This window comes from Pseudoclavibacter sp. CFCC 13796, assembly GCF_008831185.1.
Taxonomy (GTDB): Bacteria; Actinomycetota; Actinomycetes; order Actinomycetales; family Microbacteriaceae; genus Pseudoclavibacter_A.
In genome coordinates this window covers 64,051-83,827 of record NZ_WBKD01000002.1, presented here as the reverse complement: position 1 = coordinate 83,827, position 19,777 = coordinate 64,051, and the positions used below count along the sequence as shown (strand labels likewise).

Below are 19,777 nucleotides of genomic sequence, written 5' to 3'. Positions count from 1 at the left end.
GTCGCACGGGCGGGTTCTCTGCGTTTTCGGCGGATGCTGCTGTCAGACCAGAGCAGGGCGAGCGTCCGAGCTCGGTTGCGCCGGCAGCTCGGACGACTGCGCATTCACCAGCGGTCGCTCAGCGCCGTCGACGCCACGTGACAGAAAGCCCTCGCCGGTGAAATGACCGTTTCGTGCTCTGAAGTCATAGGCGTAGTCAGGCCAGATGAGAGTCAGCTTGCCCGAGCGAGAGTCGACATACCAGCTGTTGCAGCCACCGTCGAGCAGCCAGACACTCGTGGCTGCTCGCTCCTGAATACGGTCGACATACTCATCCTGTGCCATCTGCGTGGGCACCATCGTCCGAATCTGCTCCCGATCGGCCAAATCGAGTGCCTCCAGAATGTACTGAACCTGTGATTCGATGATGTAGACGATGGAGTTGTGCCCCAGCGAGGTGTTCGGGCCGTTGATGGCGAACAGATTGGGAAATCCAGCGACTGCGGTGGAGTCGAACGCCGACATGCCGGTCGTCCAATGGTCGGCGAGCGAACGGCCGTCGGCATTGAAGACGACATCGGCGAACGGCGGCTGTGCTGCCTCGAATCCTGTGGCGAGCACGATGGCATCGACTTCATGCCCCTCACCGCTGGCCCCGTACGCCACTGCACCGTCGACGTGGTCGAGCGCACTCGCCTCGAGAATGACGTTCTCTCGCGTGAACGCCGGGTAGTACTCGTTCGATGACAGCACGCGTTTGCAGCCTGGGATGTAGTGCGGGGTGAGTTTCGCAGCCAGCTCGTCGTCGGTGATCGCCTTGGCGATGTTGCCGAGAGCCTGGCTGCGCACCGCATCGAGTGCTGCGGGAACCGCGCGGCGTTGGGCATACGACGACTCCGCAAACCAGAAGATGTCGTCGCGTTCGCGCTGCATGGTCTCCGGAGCCCGGGCGAACATGCGACGCGTCGCGGCCGAGTACGGTTTCACGATGCGGGGGATCACCCAGGCCGGCGTGCGCTGGAAGACGACCAGCTCATCCACCGTCTTGGCCAGCTGCGGCACGATCTGAATCGACGATGCGCCGGTGCCGACGACCGCCACACGCTTGCCCGCGAGCTCGACGTCATGGTTCCAGCGTGCCGAATGGAACACCTCGCCAGGGAAGTCGGCAAGCCCGGGGATGTCTGGCAGCGCAGGGTCTGCCAGATGCCCGGTGCCGGTGATCAGGTAACGCCCGGTGAAGGTGCCGCGTGGTGTGGTGACCCTCCACAGCTCGGCTTCATGATCCCATCGAGCTTCGGTCATGGGCGCATTGAAACGGATGTGTGGGTACAGACCCTCTGACTGCGCGACACCGATGATGTAGCTCTCGATCTCGGCCTGGGTCGTATAGAAGCCGCTCCAGTTCGGGTTCATGGCGAACGAGAACGAGTAGAGGTGGCTCGGCACATCACACGCCGCGCCGGGATAGGTATTGTCATGCCAGGTGCCGCCGACTTCGGGGTTGCGCTCGATGATGATGAAATCGGTGCGCCCGTGTCGGCGCAGCTGGGCGCCCATGCCCAGCCCGGCAAACCCTGCGCCGACGATCAGCACCTCGGCATGTTCGTCGCGCACATCGGTGTCGGTGGTAGGGGTGTGAAAAACGTGATCGGTCGTGGTGTGCATTTGTGGCTCCTTTGCCGCAGATGAGAGGTGAGGTATGGGGATGCGCTGGTCGCGCTACGAGCGCGTCTCAGGAATGATCGTGCCAGCGGGGTACCGGTTGGGTTCGCGCAGAAACAGATCAGTGATCTCCATGAGCTCGGCCGGGCGCTCCATGAAGATGGCGTGGCCACTGGACACCGAGGTCAGCCGCGCGTCGTCGATGGCGCCGAGCAACTGCAGCTGATGATGGCGGGGCACCATGATGTCGTCGGTGCAGCTCACGATGAGTGTGCGCGCAGTGATCTCGCCGATCTCGTCGGTGATGTCGATGTCAGCGTTGAGAGCCATCTGGCGCCGCACGAATTCGCTGGTGCCGAGCGTCTTCAGTGCACCTTCGAGCATCTCGGGGGTGAACTGCTGAAAGAACGACCCAGAGAATCCGCAGAACGCCGTGTATCGGCGCAGTGCATCACGGTCGGAGCCGTAAAGCACCTGCCACACCTGGTTGCGCATGGTCTGCTGCAGGTCGGTGCGGAGCCACCCTGCCACCAGAATGAGGTGTTCGACACGTTTGCCCAAGCGTGCGGCAAGGGCTTCTGCGACGACTGACCCGAGTGAATATCCGAGGAGGTCGAAAGGCGTGCCGGGGCCGAGAGCCGCATCGGCGGCGGCACGCACTTGAGCGACAAGGACGTCCAGCGTGAGGGGCGTGCCCGAGTCTGGTTCGGCCCAGTCGACCCCGATGACCCGAGTGCGTGTGGCCATCATCGGAAAGAGATGGCCGAAGTGCGTGGCGATGTCACCGCCGGTGCCATGCACGAGAACCAATGGTCGGCCGCCGGCGACCTCGTCGGCCGAATCATGAAATGTGACTTCGACACCGTCGACTGAGACGGTGCGGGTGAGTGTGTGCTCGGTCAATGACATATCGCTCCTTTGCGACGGGTCTGAATAGTGGACTTCTTCATTGAAGGCCAAATCGTTGATCGTCAGTGTATAGCGGCAGAAAGCGCCACTGCAAGCCATTCGGTGCCGACCAAGCATCGGTGTACGCGTCTCAAAATCCATATAACGAACTCTATGAAAGCCGGTAGCCTGTGAAGCATGCATCCAACAGTTCATCCGCGGGGAGTGCTGCCGAGAGCAGCGGTATTGATCTCGCTGCTGGCAGAGGCAGGCTCTGATGGTCTGCGCTTGAGCGATCTGGTCAAGAACTCAGCACTTGCGCAGCCGACGGTGCACCGTTTGCTGGCCGATCTCGTCTCAGTAGGTGCCGTCGAGCGTACGAGTGGCAGAAAGTATGTGATTGGTTCGGCCTTGGAAGAGATCGGTCTTGGGCAGCCGACGCCCCAAGCATTGCAGCACATCGAGACGACCCGAACCATTCTGCAGTCTCTGGCTGATGAGGTTGGCGATACCGTCTACCTTGCGCTGCGCGGGTATTCGTCGCTGCAGTACCTGCTGCGTTGTGACGGAGACTCTCCGGTGCGGGTGTACTCGGTGGCTGTCGGTGAGGTCAAACCCTTGGCGAGCAGCTACGCTGGCGTCGCGCTGCTCGCAGGGCTCGCTCCCGGTGTGCGCCAACGTGAGATCGAACGCATTCTCGCCCAGATGCCTGAACGATGGTTGCCCCAGAACAGCAGCATCCAGCGCGAGAGGCTCGAGACGCTGATCGCACAGGTGCAGGGACAGGGGTGGTGCGGCGGCATTCCTGTCATTCCAGATGTAGATGGTGTCGCCTGCCCGGTGCCTCGACGAACGGGTGCGCCGGTGCTCGGCCTGACGATTTCGGCCGCAGCCTCGCGGCTGCCGCCCGAGCGCATCGCCATGCTTGGTGTGCGGCTCACCGAAGTGGCCGAAGAAGTCGCTGCTGTCGGCATGTGAGCCGGGCTCGAGGAACTCACCCGGCCAGGGCGCTATAGACCGGCCTCGGGAACGTTGCCAGTAGCATTGGTATTCATGGGGAGTACCGAGTTGATGCAGAAGCTGAGGGCATTCAGAGCTGAACGTGACTGGCAGCAGTTTCACACACCCGAGAACTTGGCGAAGAGCATCAGCATCGAGGCTGCTGAGTTGCTCGAGTGTTTCCAATGGTCGACAGATTCGGCAGATGCTGACCACGATGCCGTGCGCTGCGAGCTTGCCGACGTGCTGACCTACTGCCTCTATATGGCGGATGCGCTCGGCCTCGACCCAGACACGATCGTCGAAGAGAAGCTGCAGGTGACGGCCGAGAAGTACCCTGTCGAGAAGGCGAAGGGGCGCAGCACCAAATATGACCGACTTTGACATCGAGCGCATCGCGTTCGACATCGACGATGTCCAGACGCACGCCACGCTCAATGACAAACTGACGAACTGGCCGGTCGTCTATCTGATTGACGGCGCCAATGCCGAGACCAACCAGACGTCTCAAGCCAGACGGCGGCAACGCGCCCATGGCATCCACCGGCCGCGCATCTATGTCGGCGAGACCGGCAATGCGCTCGCCAGGATGCGGCAGCACCATGAGAACGAGGTCAAGCGTGATCTCGAGCAGGTGCGCGTGATCATCGACGAGACGTTCAACAAATCTGCCTGTCTCGACCTCGAATCCCAGCTGATTGGATGGTGCCAAGGAGACGGTACCTTCCAGGTGCTTAACCGCAATGCCGGGCTGGTCGATGCCGACTATTTCGACCGTGAGACGTATCGCAAGAGATTCCACGAGATTTTCGAACGGCTGCGCGACGAGGGCGTCTTTACGCACAGCATCCCCGAGATCGAGAACAGCGAGCTGTTCAAGCTGTCGCCGTTCAAGAGCCTGACTACTGATCAGTCTGTCGCGATCGAGCAGATTCTCGAGACGCTGAGCGCCGATCGCGCAGCACAGCGGGGCAGCACCATTGTGGTCCAGGGAGATCCTGGCACGGGGAAGACCATCGTTGCGATCTATCTGATCAAACTGCTGCGTGACATCGGCAACACGAGCGACGACGACCTGTTCGAGATGAACTCTCTGTTCTCTGACTTCTTCGCCGGCGAGCACCGCGAGGCGCTGCAGCACATGGATATCGGCATCGTGGTTCCGCAGCAGTCGTTGCGGGCATCGATGCGGCGAGTGTTCAAGAGCATTCCAAATATGCGCGAGGTCAAAGTCGTCACACCCTTCGACATCGGCAGCGGCGATGACCATTACGACCTGCTGCTGGTCGACGAGGCACATCGTCTGGGCCAGCGCGCGAACCAGTCGTCCGGTATGCAGAACAAGAAGTTCATCGACATCAATACGAAGCTCTTCGGCGAAGACGACCTGCACTACACACAGCTCGACTGGATACGTGCACGCAGCACAAACCAGATTCTGCTGGTCGACGCGGATCAGACCGTTCGGCCCGGCGACCTGCCGACATCGACGTTGCGGTCGGTGCTGGATGCTGCGCGCCGCGGTGATCGGCTGCTGCGGTTGACCTCGCAGCTGCGCGTCAAAGGCGGCAACGACTACATCGAGTATGTCGGCCGTCTTCTGAGTGATGAGCCGACTGCGCCGAAGAGCTTCGGTGACTCATACGATCTGCGTTTCTTCGATGATCTCGGCGAGATGCACGAAGAGATACGCAAACGGGATGCCGAGGTTGGGCTGTCACGTCTGGTCGCCGGTTTCGCGTGGCCGTGGAACAGTAAGAATGACAAGTCAGTGCCTGACATCGTCGAAGACGGTGTGCGTCTGCAGTGGAACTGGGCACAGACCGACTGGATCGCATCGCCGCATGCGATTGATCAGGTGGGGTCGATTCACACGGTACAGGGGTACGACCTGAACTATGCGGGTGTGATCATCGGTCGTGATCTGCAGCTTGACCGGAGTACCGGCAGGCTCATGTTCAGCCGGGACGACTACTACGACAAGAAGGGCAAAGAGAACAACGCACAGCTTGGGATCACCTACAGTGACGAAGAGCTGCTGAAGTTCGTGCGCAACATCTATCGAGTGCTGATGACTCGCGGCATGCTCGGAACGTATGTGTATGTGTGTGATGCGGAGCTCAAGGAGAGGCTCAAATCGTTGGTGCCTTCTCGCAAAGAACGATGAAATGGACGCGCAGCTGCGTGGGGTTGATGCGCAGTCAGAGGCATTGTAGAAGAGGTAACAGCTCCCTGACGCCATAGTCTGCGTGTGTGGTCGTGTGTACTTGGTGCAAAGTCATTCGCGGGGCTCAGCGACATGAAAATGCGTCATCTCTCGCAGCTGATCAAGACGGACGAAAGATCCTCTAGCCGCTGCGTGTAGGGATGACAAGGCAAGGCTGTATAGGCTTCCCCTATCCTGGTATTCGTGTGGTGTCCTGCAAAGAGAGGGACCCAGTGTAGACCAGCCCAGCCAGGAGGCAGCCATCAGTAAGGTCATCACCGTCGTCGGTGCCGCTATCGTCCAAAAGGGTCGCATCCTGTGTGCTCAGCGCGGGCCGGGGCGTGCACTCGAAGGCAAGTGGGAGTTTCCCGGCGGCAAGATCGAGGCGGGCGAGACCAGCGCCGAGGCGCTGATGCGCGAGATTCACGAAGAGCTGCGCTGCAGCATTCAGGTGGGGTCGCGGATAGAGACGACGACGTATGAGTACGACTTCGGCACGATCCAGCTGACCACGTACTACGCCGTGCTCACCGACGGACACCCGACGCTCACCGAACACTCGCACCTCACCTGGTTCGGCCAAGACCAGCTGGCCGACCTCGACTGGGCCCCGGCCGACATCCCCGCCGCAGAGGCGCTGCAGCAGGCCGACCTGCACGAGATCGAGGCGAGGCTGCAGGCGGGCGCCGCAGCATCCGCCGACAACGACGACTGACGCGACTTGATGTACCCAGACAACGAACTCAGCGCGCTGCAGGCCGGCCTGCAGCATGGGTTCGTCGACGCCGATCAGGTGACCACCACACGGCTGGCGCCGACGCTCATTGCCAACCGCGACGGCAACACCATGCTGCGCGCGCTGCGGCGCGAGCTGCGCATCGCAGACTCGTTCACGTTCTCAGTCGCGTTCGTGACTCCGGGTGCGATCGCGACGCTCAAGCAGGAGCTCATCGACTTCGAAGGTCGAGGCGTCATCATCACCTCTGACTACCTGCAGTTCAACAGTCCGCGGGCGTTTCGCGAGCTGCTCGCGCTGCCGAACATCACCACGTACATCTTCCAAGGTGATCGTGCGTCGAGTGCCCGGCGGCCGTTTCACGCCAAGGGCTACCTGTTCCGCCAGGGCGACATCACGACGGGCATCGTCGGCAGTTCGAACCTGACCCAAGCGGCGCTTGACGGCAACGTCGAATGGAACCTGCGCGTCTCAGCCCTGCACCACAGCGGCATCACGGCGATGCTCGACAGCGAACTCGAGGCGCAGCTGGCCGAGAGCATTCCGCTGACCGAATCGTGGGTCGACGAGTATGCGCGCACCTTCGTGCCCAAGCGAGTCGACGTCTTCTGGCCGGGCGATGCGCAGGTCGAGATCGAGCTGCCCGAAGCTGAGAATGCGCCCGATCAGACGCCGGCGCGGATGCCGGGGTCGGCGCCGTCGGTCAGGCCGGGGGAGCGAGCAGGGCAGGTCGTCGAACGTCTGCGACCCAACGCGATGCAGGCGCGTGCACTCGATGCGCTGCAGCGGCTGCGCGACGCGGGCGAGACTCGTGCCGTCGTCATCTCGGCGACCGGCACGGGCAAGACGCTGCTGTCTGCCTTCGACGTGCGTGCAGTGCACGAACACGAGTCTACGGGCTCCGGTCGCATGCTCTTCGTCGTGCATCGCGAACAGATTCTGCGCCGCGCGATGACCGAGTATCAGCAAGTGCTCGACGGTGACGCGCCAGATTTCGCCCTCTATGCCGGGCAGCACAAGAACGCTGCGGCCAGGTACGTCTTCGCCACAGTGCAGTCGCTGAACGCGGGTGACGCGTGGAGTCAGTTCGCGCCAGATGCCTTTGACTACATCGTGATCGACGAGGTGCATCGTTCTGCGGCGGGCAGCTACCAGCGCATCCTCGATCACTTCGCCCCGAAGTTCCTGCTCGGTATGACTGCCACGCCGGAGCGCACCGACGGCGCCGACATCTTTCGAGCGTTCGACTACAACACCGCCTACGAGATTCGCCTGAACGAGGCGCTCGAAACCGAGATGCTCTGCCCGTTCCACTATTACGGCGTCACCGAGTACCTCACGAACGCCGGCGAACTGAGCGACGATCCGAGCACATTGATACGCCTCGCTGACTCGGAGCGTGCGCACTACATCCTGCGTCAGATCGAGCTGCACGCTCAGGCCGGCATCGCCCCCAAAGGCATCATCTTTTGCAGTCGCAACGCCGAGGCCGCGGCGCTCGCAGCCGAGTTCAATACGCACACCCTGGGCGGTCGGCCGCTGCGCACGGCTGCCGTGAGCGGACGCGACAATCAGCAGCGCCGCGACGAGCTCGTGCTCGATCTGCGCGAGGGACGCCTTGACTATCTGCTCACCGTCGACATCTTCAACGAGGGCATCGACATTCCCGAGGTCAAGCAGATCATCATGCTGCGCCAAACGCAGTCGAGCATCGTGTTCGTGCAGCAGCTCGGTCGCGGGCTGCGCAAGGCGCCGGGCAAGGAGTACCTGGTGGTCGTCGACTTCATCGGCAACTATCAGAACAACTACATGATCCCGATCGCGCTCTTCGGCGACCGCTCACGCAATCGTGACGCCCTGCGCAAGCAGATGCGTCGGGCGATCAGCGAGGGCACACTCAGCGGGCTCTCGACGGTGAGCTTTGACAGAATCGCCGCCGAGCGGGTGCTCGCCTCAATCGACACCGCGCGCATCGATACCAAACGCCAGCTGCTCGACGCCTACCGCGAGCTGCGTGCACGTCAGGCTGAGCCGCCGCGGTTGGCTGACTTCGCCGAGGCCGGAGCGGTCGACCCAGTTGTGTTGGCGAACGGTTTCGAGAACTACGCTCGGCTGCTGACCGCGGCGCACGAAGAGGTGCCGGTGCTGCCGCCATGGCAGGATGCCGTGCTCACCTTCGTGACGAAAGAGTTGCTCAACGGGCGGCGGCGCGCCGAGCTCGTGGTGCTGCGTGACGCGCTCGCAAGGCTGCGCCATGATGCGGATGCGGTGGTCGACTTAGCCAACAGCGTTGCGGATTCGATGGGGCCCGGTGCGTCGGCACTACAAGCACGTTCCGTGGGGCGCGTGCTCGACCTCAGCTTCTTCACGCAGGCCGAACGCAAGAAGTACAGCAGCCAGCCGTTGGTGATCGACGGCAAGGCGACTGACGACCTGACTGACGCTTATCTGGCCAACGGATTCTTCGCATCCGTCTTGGACGACATGATCGCGACCGGGCTGCTCGTCAACGCTCAGCGATATGTGAGCAGCTCTGATCTCGTGGTGGGGCAGAAGTACGGGCGCAAAGATGCGCTGCGGGTGTTGAACTGGGCGTCGAACGAGGCGAGCACGGTGTACGGGTACAAGGTCGACCCGGTGACCGCCACCTGCCCGATCTTCGTGACCTATCACAAGAGTGATGAGATCGCCGAGACCACTCGGTACGAAGACGCGTTCGTCGACGAGCGCACGTTCACCTGGTTCTCGAAGAGTCGGCGCACGTTGGAGTCGAAGGATGTGCGCCAGATTCTCGGCGGTGAGATCGCGCTGCATCTGTTCGTGAAGAAGAGCGATGCCGAGGGCACCGATTTCTACTACCTGGGACGTGCCACGACCGCGGCGGCCGAAGCACAGCAGCTCACGATGCCAGCTGAGAAGGGTGAAGTGTCGGTGGTTCGCACGACGCTGCACCTCGAGCACGCGGTCGATGCGGGGTTGTACGACTTCTTGACGTTGGGCGCGGCGGGGTGAAGTCTGCGGGCATCAGAGCGAACGATATCCTCTGCTTCGGATGCCCGCAGAGGGGCACATCGTCAAACTTCAGACGTTGCGGGTGCAGGCGTCGTCGGCTTGCCCTCGACCAGCCAACGGGTGATGCCACCGGCAATCTGGTGCACATTCTGGTATCCGTACTCCTTGAGCTGGTCGACAACCGGGTCTGAACCGAATTCGCTGCCGCAGAACACGACGACGTCTTGATCGAGGTCGCCAGTCAGCTGAGCGATGCGCTCGTCAGAATCTGGATTCAGCACCTCGGCAGTGCGTGCCTTGTCGATGACAATTGCATCGTCGACGAGCCCCTGCTTACCGCGCGTGATCGGACCGCGCACGTCGATGAGCACAGCGCCATTCGCATGCCGCTCAACCGCCTCGTCAGGGGAGATGAGGTTACCGGGATTGTGGATTTTATGTTCTTCGGTGGCGTCAGTCATCGGGATACTTTCTGTTGTGAGCGCGTGCTGCTCCTGCGAGTCACGCTCGGCGATATTTGAGCACTCCTCGTGAGACACAAGCGAAACGAACCTCACGAGTTGAGTGAGCCTATTCAATGCCACTGAGATCTATTGGTCGGTTTTGTGACGAAATAATCCAACTCATTTGGTGCAGCATAAACCCGGCTGGTGGAATGAGCCGCGGCGCTTCGGCGCAAAGAACCGATTAGTACCCGATTTCCGAGGAAGTAGCATCCATGAACTCCAGCGTGACTCGTCGCGGTCTGCTTGCCCTAGCCGGCGTCGGTGTGACAGCACTCCTGCTCGCAGGCTGCGTCACTACAACGTCCACCAATGCATCCTCATCGTCAGACGGCGATCCAGTGCCCGGCGGCACTCTTGTGTATGGCACGAAGAGCGAGCCCGGCAACGGCGGCCTCGACCCGTTCTCGACGGCGGTGTACTCGAGTACGGCCATTCAGGCCCTGATTTATGACACTCTGCTCACCAAAGACAACGACGGCACGCTGCGACCGCTCATCGCCGAATCATGGACCACTAACGACGACAAAACCGAGTTCGTGTTCACCATCCGCGACGGAGCGACCTTCGCCGACGGTAGCCCGATCACGGTGGACGATGTCGCCTTCAGCTTCAACAAGGTGCGCGAATCAACACTGAGCAAGAAGAGCTACCTCACCGATCTGAAAGGGCTGACCACAGATGCGGCAGCCCGCACAGTCACGTTCACCTTCAATAAGTCAAACCCCGCCTTCTTGAACATCGTCTCTGATCGCAAGAGCTTCTTCATCGTCAGCCAGAACTGGTACGACACGACGAGCGAGCAGGACCGACAGAAGACCGCCAACGCATCCGGTGCCTTCAACCTCGACCATTGGACGCAGGGCGTCGAGGTCGTGCTGACGAAGAACTCGAAGTACTGGGATCAGCCCAAGCCTTACCTCGACGGCATCACCTTCAAGGTCGTCCCCGACGAGAACACCCTGCTCACACAGCTGCAGAGCGGCCAGATCGATGCTGGCTGGTTCTGGAACTCCACTCTCGCGCAACAGGGCAAAGACAGTGGTCTGACCCTGGGCGAGCTGCAGAGCACCAGCACTCGCGTGCTGTACTTGAACTCTGAGGGCGCATTCAACGATGTGCGCGTGCGCCAGGCGTTCTCGAAGGCCGTCGATCGCGACCAGCTGGCCAAGGTCGGCGCACAGGGGTTCGGTGAGGTGTCCTTCGTCACCGAACCTACCCAGATCGGTGTCGATGCGCCGAACGACAGCACGCCGAACTACCAGCGTGACGTCGAAGGGGCCAAGCAGCTGCTCGCCGAGGCCGGCCAGACCAACCCTACGATCAGCCTGGTGTATCAGGCCGACTCGAACGATAAGTCCACTTGGGAACTGCTGAAGCAGCAGGCTGCCGAGGCCGGCATCACCGTCGACCTCCAGCCGGTCGAGTACTCACGCATCCAAGCGGTATTCACCTCAGGTGCTCCGTTCTTCGGCGACATCATCGCCGTACAGAACGTCGGCCGCCCCGACGTGGCTGGCGACTTCAACCAGTGGGTGCCCGAGAGCGCGAACCTGAACGCGTTCAAGGGCAGCACCCAGACCGCGCGTCTGCAGGAGCTGTTCGGCCAGCTGACGTCTGAGTCCGATGATCAGAAGCGCCTGCAGGTGGCCAACGACCTGAACCAGGAGATCGCGGAGCAGTCGTTCATCGTCGTGGCCTATGCCACCCCGCTGTCTTACAGCCTATCGACGAGCAAGGTGCACGGTTACAGCCCCGATCCCTTCGATTCACGTACTTCTCTGCTGACCACATGGATTGGTCGCTGAACCGTCTGAACCCACCGCTGAGGCCTGAGGCTGGCCGCACGTCGAGATGGCTTGCTACCGACTCGGGCCTCGGCCCACGGCATCGCCGAGGAACTTCATGAAATACATCGTTCGCCGACTGGGCTCCAGTCTGGCCGTGCTGGTTCTACTCTCACTGCTGGCGTTCGGCATCGTGCGCCTCATGCCGGGCGACCCTGCCGCGGCATTCTTCGACAGTGACGGGCAGCCGTCCGCTGAAGACATCGCAGCGATTCATGCGAAGCTCGGCCTCGACAAGCCCTGGCCTGTGCAGTACCTGACCTGGATCGGGGGCATCCTTCGTGGTGACTTTGGCACCAGCATCTCGACGCCCTACAGCGTCAGCGAGCAGCTCGCCCAGCGACTGCCCGTCTCGCTTGAGCTTGCCGTCCTCGCCACTGTCCTCGCCTTCCTCATCGGCATTCCTGTGGGGGTCTGGGCAGCGCGTCACCGCGGTGGCCTCATCGACGGCGTGCTGCGCGTCGGCACATTCACCCTCATGTCGGTGCCGGCTTTCGTGCTCGGCGCCGTGTTGCTCATCGTCAACTCGGCCACGATCAAGCTCGTGCTCATCGGTTACCAGCCCTCGTCCGTGAATCCCGCTCTGCATCTGCAGATCATGTTCGTTCCGGCTCTGCTGCTCGGCCTGCAGGCCGCTGCGGTGCTCGCTCGCTACATTCGCGCCAGCATGGTCGACGAGTATGGGCAGGACTACGTGCGCACCTTGAGAGCGAAGGGGCTGAGCGACCGGCAGCTCAGCCGCCGACATGTGCTGCGCAACGGTCTGCTGCCGGTGACGACGGTCGGTGGTCTGGAGCTGGCCAACCTGGTCGGCGGAACCGTCGTCATCGAGCGTGTGTTCGCCTTGCCCGGCCTCGGCAGCCTGCTCGTGCAATCGATCTCCACCAACGACTACCCGACCATCCAGGCATCAATTCTGGTGATCGGCACCATTTACCTGCTCATCAACTTCGCCGTCGACATGCTGCATCCGGTGATCGATCCCCGATTGGCGGTGGCTGAATGACCACGACCGCTCAGCGTCCCCGCACGCGCACCCGACGTTTCGAGATCGGCTGGGAGGTTATCGTCGCAACTGTCATCATCGCCGTCATCGCGGTGGCCGGCCTGATCGTCTGGCTGCTGCCCGGCCTCGATTCCTACGCGACGACCGCCGATCCGTTCCTCAGCCCGTCGGCCCAGCACCTGTTAGGGACCGACAACATCGGCCGCGACAGCTTCACGCGACTTGCGTCGGCATCGCTCACCAGCCTCCTGATCTCGTTGAGTGCGACCGTGATCGCGGGCGTCATCGGGGTCACAGTCGGGTTCACCGCTGCCTATCTCGAAGGGCCGGTCGCGAGTGTGATCATGCGCTTCGTCGATGTCGGCCTGGCGATTCCCGGCATCCTGCTCGCGCTGACCATCCGCGTGATCCTAGGGGCGGGAACGCCCACGCTCATCCTTTCGCTCGGCGTGCTCTTCGCACCCAGCATCGCCCGAATCGCCTACGGGGCGGCCCATGAGATTCGTCACCGCGCCTATGTGCAGGCAGCCGAACTCGACAACGTGTCGGGGTTCACGATCGTCGTGCGACATCTACTGCCGAATGCGGCGACCCCCGTCTCGGTGCAGCTGGCAGCTACCGCGGCGGCGGCGGTCGCTCTTGAAGCTGCGCTGAGCTATCTCGGCCAGGGTATCCAGCCACCGAACCCTTCGATCGGACAGATGGTGCAGGAGTTCGGTCAGTACATTCAGTCGGCACCGCTGTTGTTCGTCGGCCCGATCATCTCGCTCGTCCTCATGTCGGTGGCGTGGAACCTGCTCAGCGACGGGCTGCGCCGCGGGGCCAACGCCAGGTCAATCCGCGAGTAACTCGTTTCAGAAAGGTCATTATCATGAGCACATCCGTTGAGGTCCTCACGCGTGTGACGCCCGAGCTGGTGCAGCGGCTGCGCGAGATCGACGACCCGGTGGCCGTCGTGACCGGCGCGAGCAGTGGCATCGGGCGATCCATCGCACTGAACCTCGCCGCAGACCATGCGGTGGTCGCGATCGCGCGCAGTACCGAACGGCTTGCTGCGCTGGCAGCCAATGCCGAAGCCGCGGGGCGTATCCTGCCGCTGTCGCTCGATCTGACGCCGGTTGATGCCCTGCAAGAGGCCGTGGCCGCGCTGCCCCGCGTTGACGTGCTCGTTCACGACGCGGCGATTTCTGAGCGCAGCACCCTCGAAGATGCCACCGTCGACGACTGGCAGCGAGCCCTGAGCACGAACGTCATCGCCCCGGCCGAGCTGACCCGCGCTCTGCTGCCGCAGATTCGTGCCGCCGAGGGCACTGTGGTGTTCATCAGCTCTGGCGCGGCACGGAGAGCGGTGCCCTATCTAACGATCTACTCTGCCTCGAAACACGCCCTGCTCGCGCTCGCAGATGGGCTGCGTCGGGAGGAGGCTGCGCACGGCGTTCGCGTGGCTACCGTCGCCCCAGGGCCGACAGAGACCCCGCTCGCGCACGTGAGAGATGACTATCCGGTGGTCGAGCCGCAGGATGCTCCATCGCGTCCCGAGTCGGTGGCCGCTGCCGTTCGTTTCGTCATCGAGGCCCCCGCAGATTCACAGTTCACCGAGCTCTGGGTGCGGCCGCGACGATAGTCGTCGACCCGCACGCTGAGCACAGCACGAGAGAAAGGCACGGGCCGTTCGGCCCAGGGTACAGATATGAGAGTAGCCATCATCGGCGGTGGCCCCCGCGGAACCTCAGTGATCGAGCGGCTCATCGCCCGAGCGAACGACCCGAATTTTGCGCTCACTCGACCCGCAAGAGATGACGGGCATGCGCCCGAGCTGCACATCGACATCTTCGACCCGTATCCGATCGGGGCCGGGCAGGTCTGGCGCAACGACCAGAGTCCATGGTTCATCAACAACACGAGTGCCCGCAACAACACGCTGTACACCGACGCCGATGTACCGCTCGACGGCGGCCCCGTCGTGACCGGCCCTTCGGTCGCCGAATGGGCCGAGCAGATCGCGCCTTCACTGCCACTTGCCGACGACCCCGACTTCGCCCGCGAACTGCGTGATGTGTACCCCTGGCAGAAGCCATCACGGCGCCTGCAGGGCGAGTACTTCCACTGGGTCTTCGAGCAGGTACGGGCACAGGCACCCGATTGGGTGCACATCACCACGCATCGCGCTACAGTCACCGACGTCAGGGGCACCGGCATCGATCCGCAGGTGGTGACCTACCTCCCCACTGATGCCGACCAAACGCAGACTCTGCTCGCCGACGTGGTCGTCTCGGCACAGGGGTTCGTGCCTGACCGTCTGGCCGATGACTCCGTCGACGGCACTGCGCTCCCTGCTCGCCTGGCCGCTGACCTGCCGCTCGAACGCATCCCGGCCGGTGCATCCGTTGCCGTATCCGGCCTCGGGGCGACGTTCTTCGATTTCATCGGCACCTTCTTTGAAGGGCGCGGCGGCCGTTTCGAGCCTGACGCCGAAGGCACGCTGATCTACCACCCCTCCGGTCGCGAACCACGCATTTTCGCAGGGTCGCGCTCAGGCCTCCCGCACCGCAGCCAGCGGCTCAACGGCCCTGACCAGTATGCGGCACCGAGTATCCCGCTGTTCGCCCCGGAGGCGACGGCGGCCCTCATCGAAGAGCACCGTAATCGCCATGACCTCACCTTCGTCGACGATCTTTGGCCGGCATTCTTGGTGCAGGCCGGGATGGTGTTCCGCACCCGTGCCGAGCACTTGGGCCTCGACGTCGATTTCGATTGGGAGCGTTTGGTCGACCCCACACTCGGCCGTGACTTCGCGAACGCCGACGAATGGAACGCCTTCATCGATGAGCATTTCATCCGGGAGTTCATCAGTCTGAGCGCCCCCGATGCGAGCCCCTGGACCGGCGTTCACCAGCTCGCCGGTCACCTTCGCGCACTGACCGAGCGTGCTCGCATCGCGGGGGTATTCACCTCCGAAGCCGAGCAGCGCTACATCGAGCGCGATCTGCTTCCTGCGGCGAACATTCTGGCCAGCGGGCCGCCGTCGTTCCGCTTCGAACGACTCGCGGCGTTGCGCCGTCAGGGATTTGTGCAGTTGATCGGCCCAGAACTTCGGGTACGCGCCGAAGACGACGGCTATACGGCGTGGTCACCACGTGTGGCCGGCAGTGAGGTGCATGCGCAGTACTGGCTCGCTGGCCATCAGGCGTGGGGCACACTCAGCAAGACCGAGGACGCCCTGCTGGCAGGGTGGCTTCAGCGTGGTGAGGCCACCCTCGCCCCACTCGGGTGGCCAGCAGATGCGCGCAATGTGCATTCGCTCGCCGTCACTCCGCAGAGGCTGCATCCGATCACCGAGGATGGCACGGTGCTCACCCAGCGCGTGGTCATCGGCTGCGTGGCTGGGCAGTATCAGCCCGGCGCGGGGCAGGCCGCAGTGCCGCACTCCGGCGGGTCCTTCCTTGCAGGCACCGACACCGCGGCCCAAGTTGTCTGGGAGAGATTGATCGATCAGCCTCATGCCGCTGAGAACGCCGGAATCGCCGAGAGCAATTCTCTGGTGTAGTCGCTGCGCGGCTCGGTGAAGACGCGCTCAGTGCTGCCTGAATCAACGACGCGGCCTTGGCGCATCACCGCAGTCTCGTGGGCGATGCGACGAGCGACCGCGAGATCGTGGGTGATGAAGAGGTAACTCACACCGAGGTCGGCCTGCAGCTGGGCGAGCAGATCGAGCACCTGGCGCTGCACGAGCACGTCGAGCGCAGAGATCGGCTCGTCACAGATCACGAGCTTCGGGTTGGTGATCAGCGCCCGGGCGATCGCCACGCGCTGTTTCTGCCCACCGCTGAGTTCACGTGGGATGCGGTCGGTATGTTCCGGGCTGAGACCGACGGCCGCGAGCGCCTCGGCGACCACCTCATCTGGCCTGCCACTGGTCTCGATGCCCAGGCTGCGCAGCGGTTCGAGTAGCGAAGCAGCAACTGATCGGGTCGGGTTCAGCGACGCGCCGGGGTCTTGGAACACTGCCCGCACATCACGACGATAGCGCGCACGATCAGTGCGAGAGGTGTTCTGAATGTTCGTGCCGTCGATCAGAACCTCGCCGCTCATCGGGCCGTGCAGCAGTTGCAACACGGCGCGGGTCACCGTGGTTTTGCCCGAACCGGATTCTCCGACGAGCGCCAGGGTCTTTCCTGGTGCGATGCTCAGTGAAACCTCCCGCAGTGCTGGCGCGGAGGCCCGCGGATACGTGTAGGTGAGGTCGCGCACATCGAGCAGTGCGGGGGCGGCACTCTCGACTGCGGATGCGGCTGTCACCTCGGCGACCGGCACCTGGGTGACCGGGACATCGGTCACCGCGGCGACGAGCGCCTTCGTGTACGCCTGCGTTGGGTGATTCAACACGGTCGATGACTCACCGGTCTCAACGACGACGCCGTCATGCAGCACAACCACCCGATGGGCGCGCTCGGCGGCCAGGCGCAGATCATGGGTGATCAGTAGGATCGCCGTGCCTGTCTCATTCTGAATGGTATGCAGCCGGTCGAGGATACGGCGCTGCACCGTCACGTCGAGTGCAGAGGTTGGTTCATCGGCGATGAGCAGTTTCGGAGCGTTGGCCGTGCCAATGGCGATGAGCACGCGCTGTCGCTGCCCGCCTGAGAGCTGGTGCGGATAGCGTTCGGCGAGTTCAGCAGGCTCGTTCAGCCCAGCATTCTCGAGTGCGGCGAGCGAACGCTCACGAGCTTCGTGTGATGAGATGCGCTGATGCAGCGTGATGACTTCTTCGACCTGACGGCCAGTACGGTAGAGCGGGTCGAGGTTGGACAGAGGATCTTGCGGGACCAACCCGAGGGCTGAGCCGCGCAACTGCCGCCACTGAGTCTCCGTGGCTGCAGACAGATTTTGACCATCGAGCTCAATGCCTCCACTACTGACGGTCAGCGTGCTCGGCAGCAGACCCAGAACGGCGTTCGCGAGGGTCGTTTTACCTGATCCCGAGGCACCGACAACAGCGAGGGTCTCCCCGTGAGCGATGCTTAGCGACACCCCTCGCAAAAGCTGCTGTTCGGGGTCGTGCGTAAGAGAGACAGAAAGATCGTTGACGTCGAGCACCATGAGAATCATCGTGGTGCAATGGTCGACTTTGTGCGAGTTGATCTGTCACAATTCGTTGCGCAGCACCCATTCGAGTGTGGCGAGGTGCAACCGCTCTGTCTCAACGGCATCATCGACCCTTCGCTCTTGCAGGGCATGGGCGATACGCAGATGGACGTCATTGTTGGTGGCACGGGTACAGGTGGTGGACGGAACCTGCTGGAGCAACTCTACGACCTGGCTCCAGACCTCAGCTGTGGGGTCCACCAGATGTTTGAGGCCGCTTAGACGCACGAGGGTGAGATGGAATCGAGCATCTTCGCTTCGGCAGAAGGCAACATCGGAGCCAGCGATCTGCCTTTGGTGTTCGTACAGAGCGGCGACTCGGTTGTCGAGGTCGTGTGCTGCTGCGAGCTGTATGATTGCACCGATCTGGACTACGCGCAGCGTCGACACCAGCTCGGCCACCTGATCGAGAAGTGGCGACTCTGCGAGATTTCGCTGGGTATCGTGGTCTTGAGTGCTCTGACTGAATGCGGGCTTTGGCCCGTGGCGAGCAGCCTTGGACGAGGCAGAATGTGGTGCGGCTCGCAGTTCTTGCGGAAGATCTTCGCAGACGAACGTGCCCCCGTACCGTCCCCGGCGAGTCTCGACGTATCCGAGCTGCGAAAGTGCACGAATGGCTTCGCGCAGAGTGTCTCGACTGACCCCCATGCTTTTGGCAAGCTCACGTTCCGGTGGGAACCGCTGACCGGGAGCTATTTCGCCACGTTCTACTACTGAGAGTATGCCGCGGATCACTGTGTCACGAGTCGGCTTGACTCGATCAAATGCGATGGCAAACGGCTCAACTGCTCGATGGAGTGCCCCAGCTCCCGGCACACTGGACATGAGACTCCCCTCAACGGCTGAGAACTCTCGTACCGACATGTGAGAGATTAGCCATTACTGTACTGACAACAATGTCAGATCGGTGGCCTGTGTGTCGACATGTTCCAGCGCGAGACACGACAGTAGGCAGACAGGATAGCTGCCATCTGTCCGCACCAAGAAGCCTTCGTAGACGAACGCACCTTCTCCTAGCTCTCAAAGGGCCAGCAGACAACGGAATCAAGAAGTGCGCGCCCGATTCGGGGCAGTGAGAACGCACTGGTTCTCGACCACTCGATCGATGCGGGCTGTACGACCTCTTGACGTTGGAGCTGCGGGGTGAAGTCTGGGGCTAGCCCGGCAATGTCTCGGGGCCAGCGGTCTCAGCAGTGTCACTGCCACCCTCCCGCCGCACCGCATACCTCAGCTCCGCGAAACGACCGATCTGGCGCGTGTCCATCAGCTCGAGTTCGCGCCAGCTCAGCGCTCGCGGCAGAAACGGTTTGCCTTGCGCGAGCGTCGCCGGTGCGATGGTGACGATGATCTCGTCGAGCGCCCCGGCATCGGCGAACTGCCCGGCCAACTCGCCGCCGCCCACCACCCAGATGTCGCGATCGCCTGCGGCCTCGGAGATCGCCGCGAGATGCCGCTCGACCTCGCCCGAGATCAGGCGGATGTCAGCGCCGGGAACGAGCGGGAGCTCGCGTGACGTGAACACGAAGGTCGGGCGCTCGCCGTAGAACTCCTGCCAGCGTTCCGGATGATTCAGCAGATCATTCTCGCGCAGCATCCACTCATAGGTTGCCGAGCCCTCGACCAGCACGCCGACACGTTCCATGAAGGCGTCGGCTGCGCCGAGTGCGTCATCCTGGGGCACTTGGAGCAGCCAGTCGAGCGAGTCGTCGGTCGACGCGAGAAATCCGTTGAGCGTCGAGGCAGCGTAATAAGTGATCTGGGGCATGGATCCATTCTGCTATATCAACACAT

At 62.5% G+C, this 19,777-nt stretch carries 16 protein-coding genes and 1 pseudogene; 10 read left to right on the top strand and 7 right to left on the bottom strand.

Features of this window, described 5'->3' with window-relative positions; translation table 11 throughout:
• Positions 1-42: 42 nt before the first annotated feature.
• A complete protein-coding gene (locus tag F8O07_RS09355; RefSeq protein WP_158031939.1) occupies positions 43-1,647 on the bottom strand; it encodes a flavin-containing monooxygenase in 1,605 nt (534 codons plus the stop codon).
• A 54-nt stretch (positions 1,648-1,701) separates the two neighbouring features.
• Positions 1,702-2,547 (bottom strand): alpha/beta fold hydrolase, encoded by an 846-nt coding sequence (locus F8O07_RS09350; RefSeq protein ID WP_192496745.1) that lies wholly within the window; start codon positions 2,545-2,547, stop codon positions 1,702-1,704.
• A 183-nt stretch (positions 2,548-2,730) separates the two neighbouring features.
• Between F8O07_RS09350 and F8O07_RS09345 the strand changes: the two genes are divergently transcribed.
• The 5 genes from F8O07_RS09345 (at position 2,731) to F8O07_RS09325 (ending at position 9,485) form a co-directional block, all read left to right on the top strand.
• Positions 2,731-3,510: an IclR family transcriptional regulator gene (locus F8O07_RS09345; protein ID WP_158031937.1), complete on the top strand. Its 780-nt coding sequence runs from the start codon at positions 2,731-2,733 to the stop codon at positions 3,508-3,510.
• 75 nt (positions 3,511-3,585) lie between these two features.
• On the top strand, positions 3,586-3,915 hold the full coding sequence (locus tag F8O07_RS09340; protein ID WP_158031936.1) for a nucleotide pyrophosphohydrolase: 330 nt from the start codon (positions 3,586-3,588) through the stop codon (positions 3,913-3,915).
• A complete protein-coding gene (locus tag F8O07_RS09335; RefSeq protein WP_158031935.1) occupies positions 3,902-5,698 on the top strand; it encodes a DUF2075 domain-containing protein in 1,797 nt (598 codons plus the stop codon). The genes F8O07_RS09340 and F8O07_RS09335 overlap by 14 nt, the downstream gene beginning before the upstream one ends.
• Before the next feature lie 214 nt (positions 5,699-5,912).
• Positions 5,913-6,452, top strand: a complete 540-nt coding sequence (locus F8O07_RS09330) for a (deoxy)nucleoside triphosphate pyrophosphohydrolase (protein WP_318655796.1) — start codon at positions 5,913-5,915, stop codon at positions 6,450-6,452.
• A 9-nt stretch (positions 6,453-6,461) separates the two neighbouring features.
• The gene (locus F8O07_RS09325; protein WP_158031933.1) at positions 6,462-9,485 is read left to right on the top strand and encodes a DEAD/DEAH box helicase; all 3,024 of its coding nucleotides are present in this window, start codon (positions 6,462-6,464) and stop codon (positions 9,483-9,485) included.
• 62 nt (positions 9,486-9,547) lie between these two features.
• Here the strand turns inward: F8O07_RS09325 and F8O07_RS09320 are convergent, their stop codons facing one another.
• Positions 9,548-9,946 carry a rhodanese-like domain-containing protein gene (locus F8O07_RS09320; protein WP_158031932.1) on the bottom strand — a complete coding sequence of 133 codons (399 nt, stop codon included), beginning with the start codon at positions 9,944-9,946 and terminating at the stop codon, positions 9,548-9,550.
• Positions 9,947-10,203: 257 nt separating this feature from the next.
• Between F8O07_RS09320 and F8O07_RS09315 the strand changes: the two genes are divergently transcribed.
• The 5 genes from F8O07_RS09315 (at position 10,204) to F8O07_RS09295 (ending at position 16,388) form a co-directional block, all read left to right on the top strand.
• Positions 10,204-11,796 (top strand): ABC transporter substrate-binding protein, encoded by a 1,593-nt coding sequence (locus tag F8O07_RS09315; RefSeq protein WP_158031931.1) that lies wholly within the window; start codon positions 10,204-10,206, stop codon positions 11,794-11,796.
• A gap of 97 nt (positions 11,797-11,893) precedes the next feature.
• Positions 11,894-12,841 (top strand): ABC transporter permease, encoded by a 948-nt coding sequence (locus tag F8O07_RS09310; protein WP_192496744.1) that lies wholly within the window; start codon positions 11,894-11,896, stop codon positions 12,839-12,841.
• Positions 12,838-13,689: an ABC transporter permease gene (locus F8O07_RS09305; protein WP_158031929.1), complete on the top strand. Its 852-nt coding sequence runs from the start codon at positions 12,838-12,840 to the stop codon at positions 13,687-13,689. The genes F8O07_RS09310 and F8O07_RS09305 overlap by 4 nt, the downstream gene beginning before the upstream one ends.
• A 23-nt stretch (positions 13,690-13,712) precedes the next feature.
• Positions 13,713-14,465: an SDR family oxidoreductase gene (locus tag F8O07_RS09300; protein WP_158031928.1), complete on the top strand. Its 753-nt coding sequence runs from the start codon at positions 13,713-13,715 to the stop codon at positions 14,463-14,465.
• A 66-nt stretch (positions 14,466-14,531) separates the two neighbouring features.
• On the top strand, positions 14,532-16,388 hold the full coding sequence (locus tag F8O07_RS09295; RefSeq protein ID WP_158031927.1) for an FAD/NAD(P)-binding protein: 1,857 nt from the start codon (positions 14,532-14,534) through the stop codon (positions 16,386-16,388).
• Here the strand turns inward: F8O07_RS09295 and F8O07_RS09290 are convergent.
• From F8O07_RS09290 to F8O07_RS09280, 4 genes and pseudogenes are all read right to left on the bottom strand, one after another.
• Complete coding sequence (locus F8O07_RS09290) at positions 16,340-17,941, bottom strand: dipeptide ABC transporter ATP-binding protein (RefSeq protein ID WP_225733289.1); 1,602 nt, start codon at positions 17,939-17,941, stop codon at positions 16,340-16,342. The genes F8O07_RS09295 and F8O07_RS09290 overlap by 49 nt on opposite strands.
• 45 nt (positions 17,942-17,986) lie before the next feature.
• A complete protein-coding gene (locus F8O07_RS10745; protein WP_225733288.1) occupies positions 17,987-18,388 on the bottom strand; it encodes an FCD domain-containing protein in 402 nt (133 codons plus the stop codon).
• Between the two features lie 159 nt (positions 18,389-18,547).
• Positions 18,548-18,811, bottom strand: a pseudogene (locus F8O07_RS10740) (FadR/GntR family transcriptional regulator); the annotation flags it as partial.
• A gap of 331 nt (positions 18,812-19,142) precedes the next feature.
• Positions 19,143-19,751 carry a dihydrofolate reductase family protein gene (locus F8O07_RS09280; protein ID WP_158031924.1) on the bottom strand — a complete coding sequence of 203 codons (609 nt, stop codon included), beginning with the start codon at positions 19,749-19,751 and terminating at the stop codon, positions 19,143-19,145.
• Positions 19,752-19,777: the final 26 nt, after the last annotated feature.

Coding starts and splice junctions, on each gene's coding strand:
- F8O07_RS09355 (WP_158031939.1), bottom strand. CDS start 1,647: ATGCACACCACGACCGATCACGTTTTTCACACCCCTACCACCGACACC.
- F8O07_RS09345 (WP_158031937.1), top strand. CDS start 2,731: ATGCATCCAACAGTTCATCCGCGGGGAGTGCTGCCGAGAGCAGCGGTA.
- F8O07_RS09340 (WP_158031936.1), top strand. CDS start 3,586: ATGGGGAGTACCGAGTTGATGCAGAAGCTGAGGGCATTCAGAGCTGAA.
- F8O07_RS09335 (WP_158031935.1), top strand. CDS start 3,902: ATGACCGACTTTGACATCGAGCGCATCGCGTTCGACATCGACGATGTC.
- F8O07_RS09325 (WP_158031933.1), top strand. CDS start 6,462: ATGTACCCAGACAACGAACTCAGCGCGCTGCAGGCCGGCCTGCAGCAT.
- F8O07_RS09320 (WP_158031932.1), bottom strand. CDS start 9,946: ATGACTGACGCCACCGAAGAACATAAAATCCACAATCCCGGTAACCTC.
- F8O07_RS09315 (WP_158031931.1), top strand. CDS start 10,204: ATGAACTCCAGCGTGACTCGTCGCGGTCTGCTTGCCCTAGCCGGCGTC.
- F8O07_RS09310 (WP_192496744.1), top strand. CDS start 11,894: ATGAAATACATCGTTCGCCGACTGGGCTCCAGTCTGGCCGTGCTGGTT.
- F8O07_RS09305 (WP_158031929.1), top strand. CDS start 12,838: ATGACCACGACCGCTCAGCGTCCCCGCACGCGCACCCGACGTTTCGAG.
- F8O07_RS09300 (WP_158031928.1), top strand. CDS start 13,713: ATGAGCACATCCGTTGAGGTCCTCACGCGTGTGACGCCCGAGCTGGTG.
- F8O07_RS09295 (WP_158031927.1), top strand. CDS start 14,532: ATGAGAGTAGCCATCATCGGCGGTGGCCCCCGCGGAACCTCAGTGATC.
- F8O07_RS09290 (WP_225733289.1), bottom strand. CDS start 17,941: ATGGTGCTCGACGTCAACGATCTTTCTGTCTCTCTTACGCACGACCCC.
- F8O07_RS09280 (WP_158031924.1), bottom strand. CDS start 19,751: ATGCCCCAGATCACTTATTACGCTGCCTCGACGCTCAACGGATTTCTC.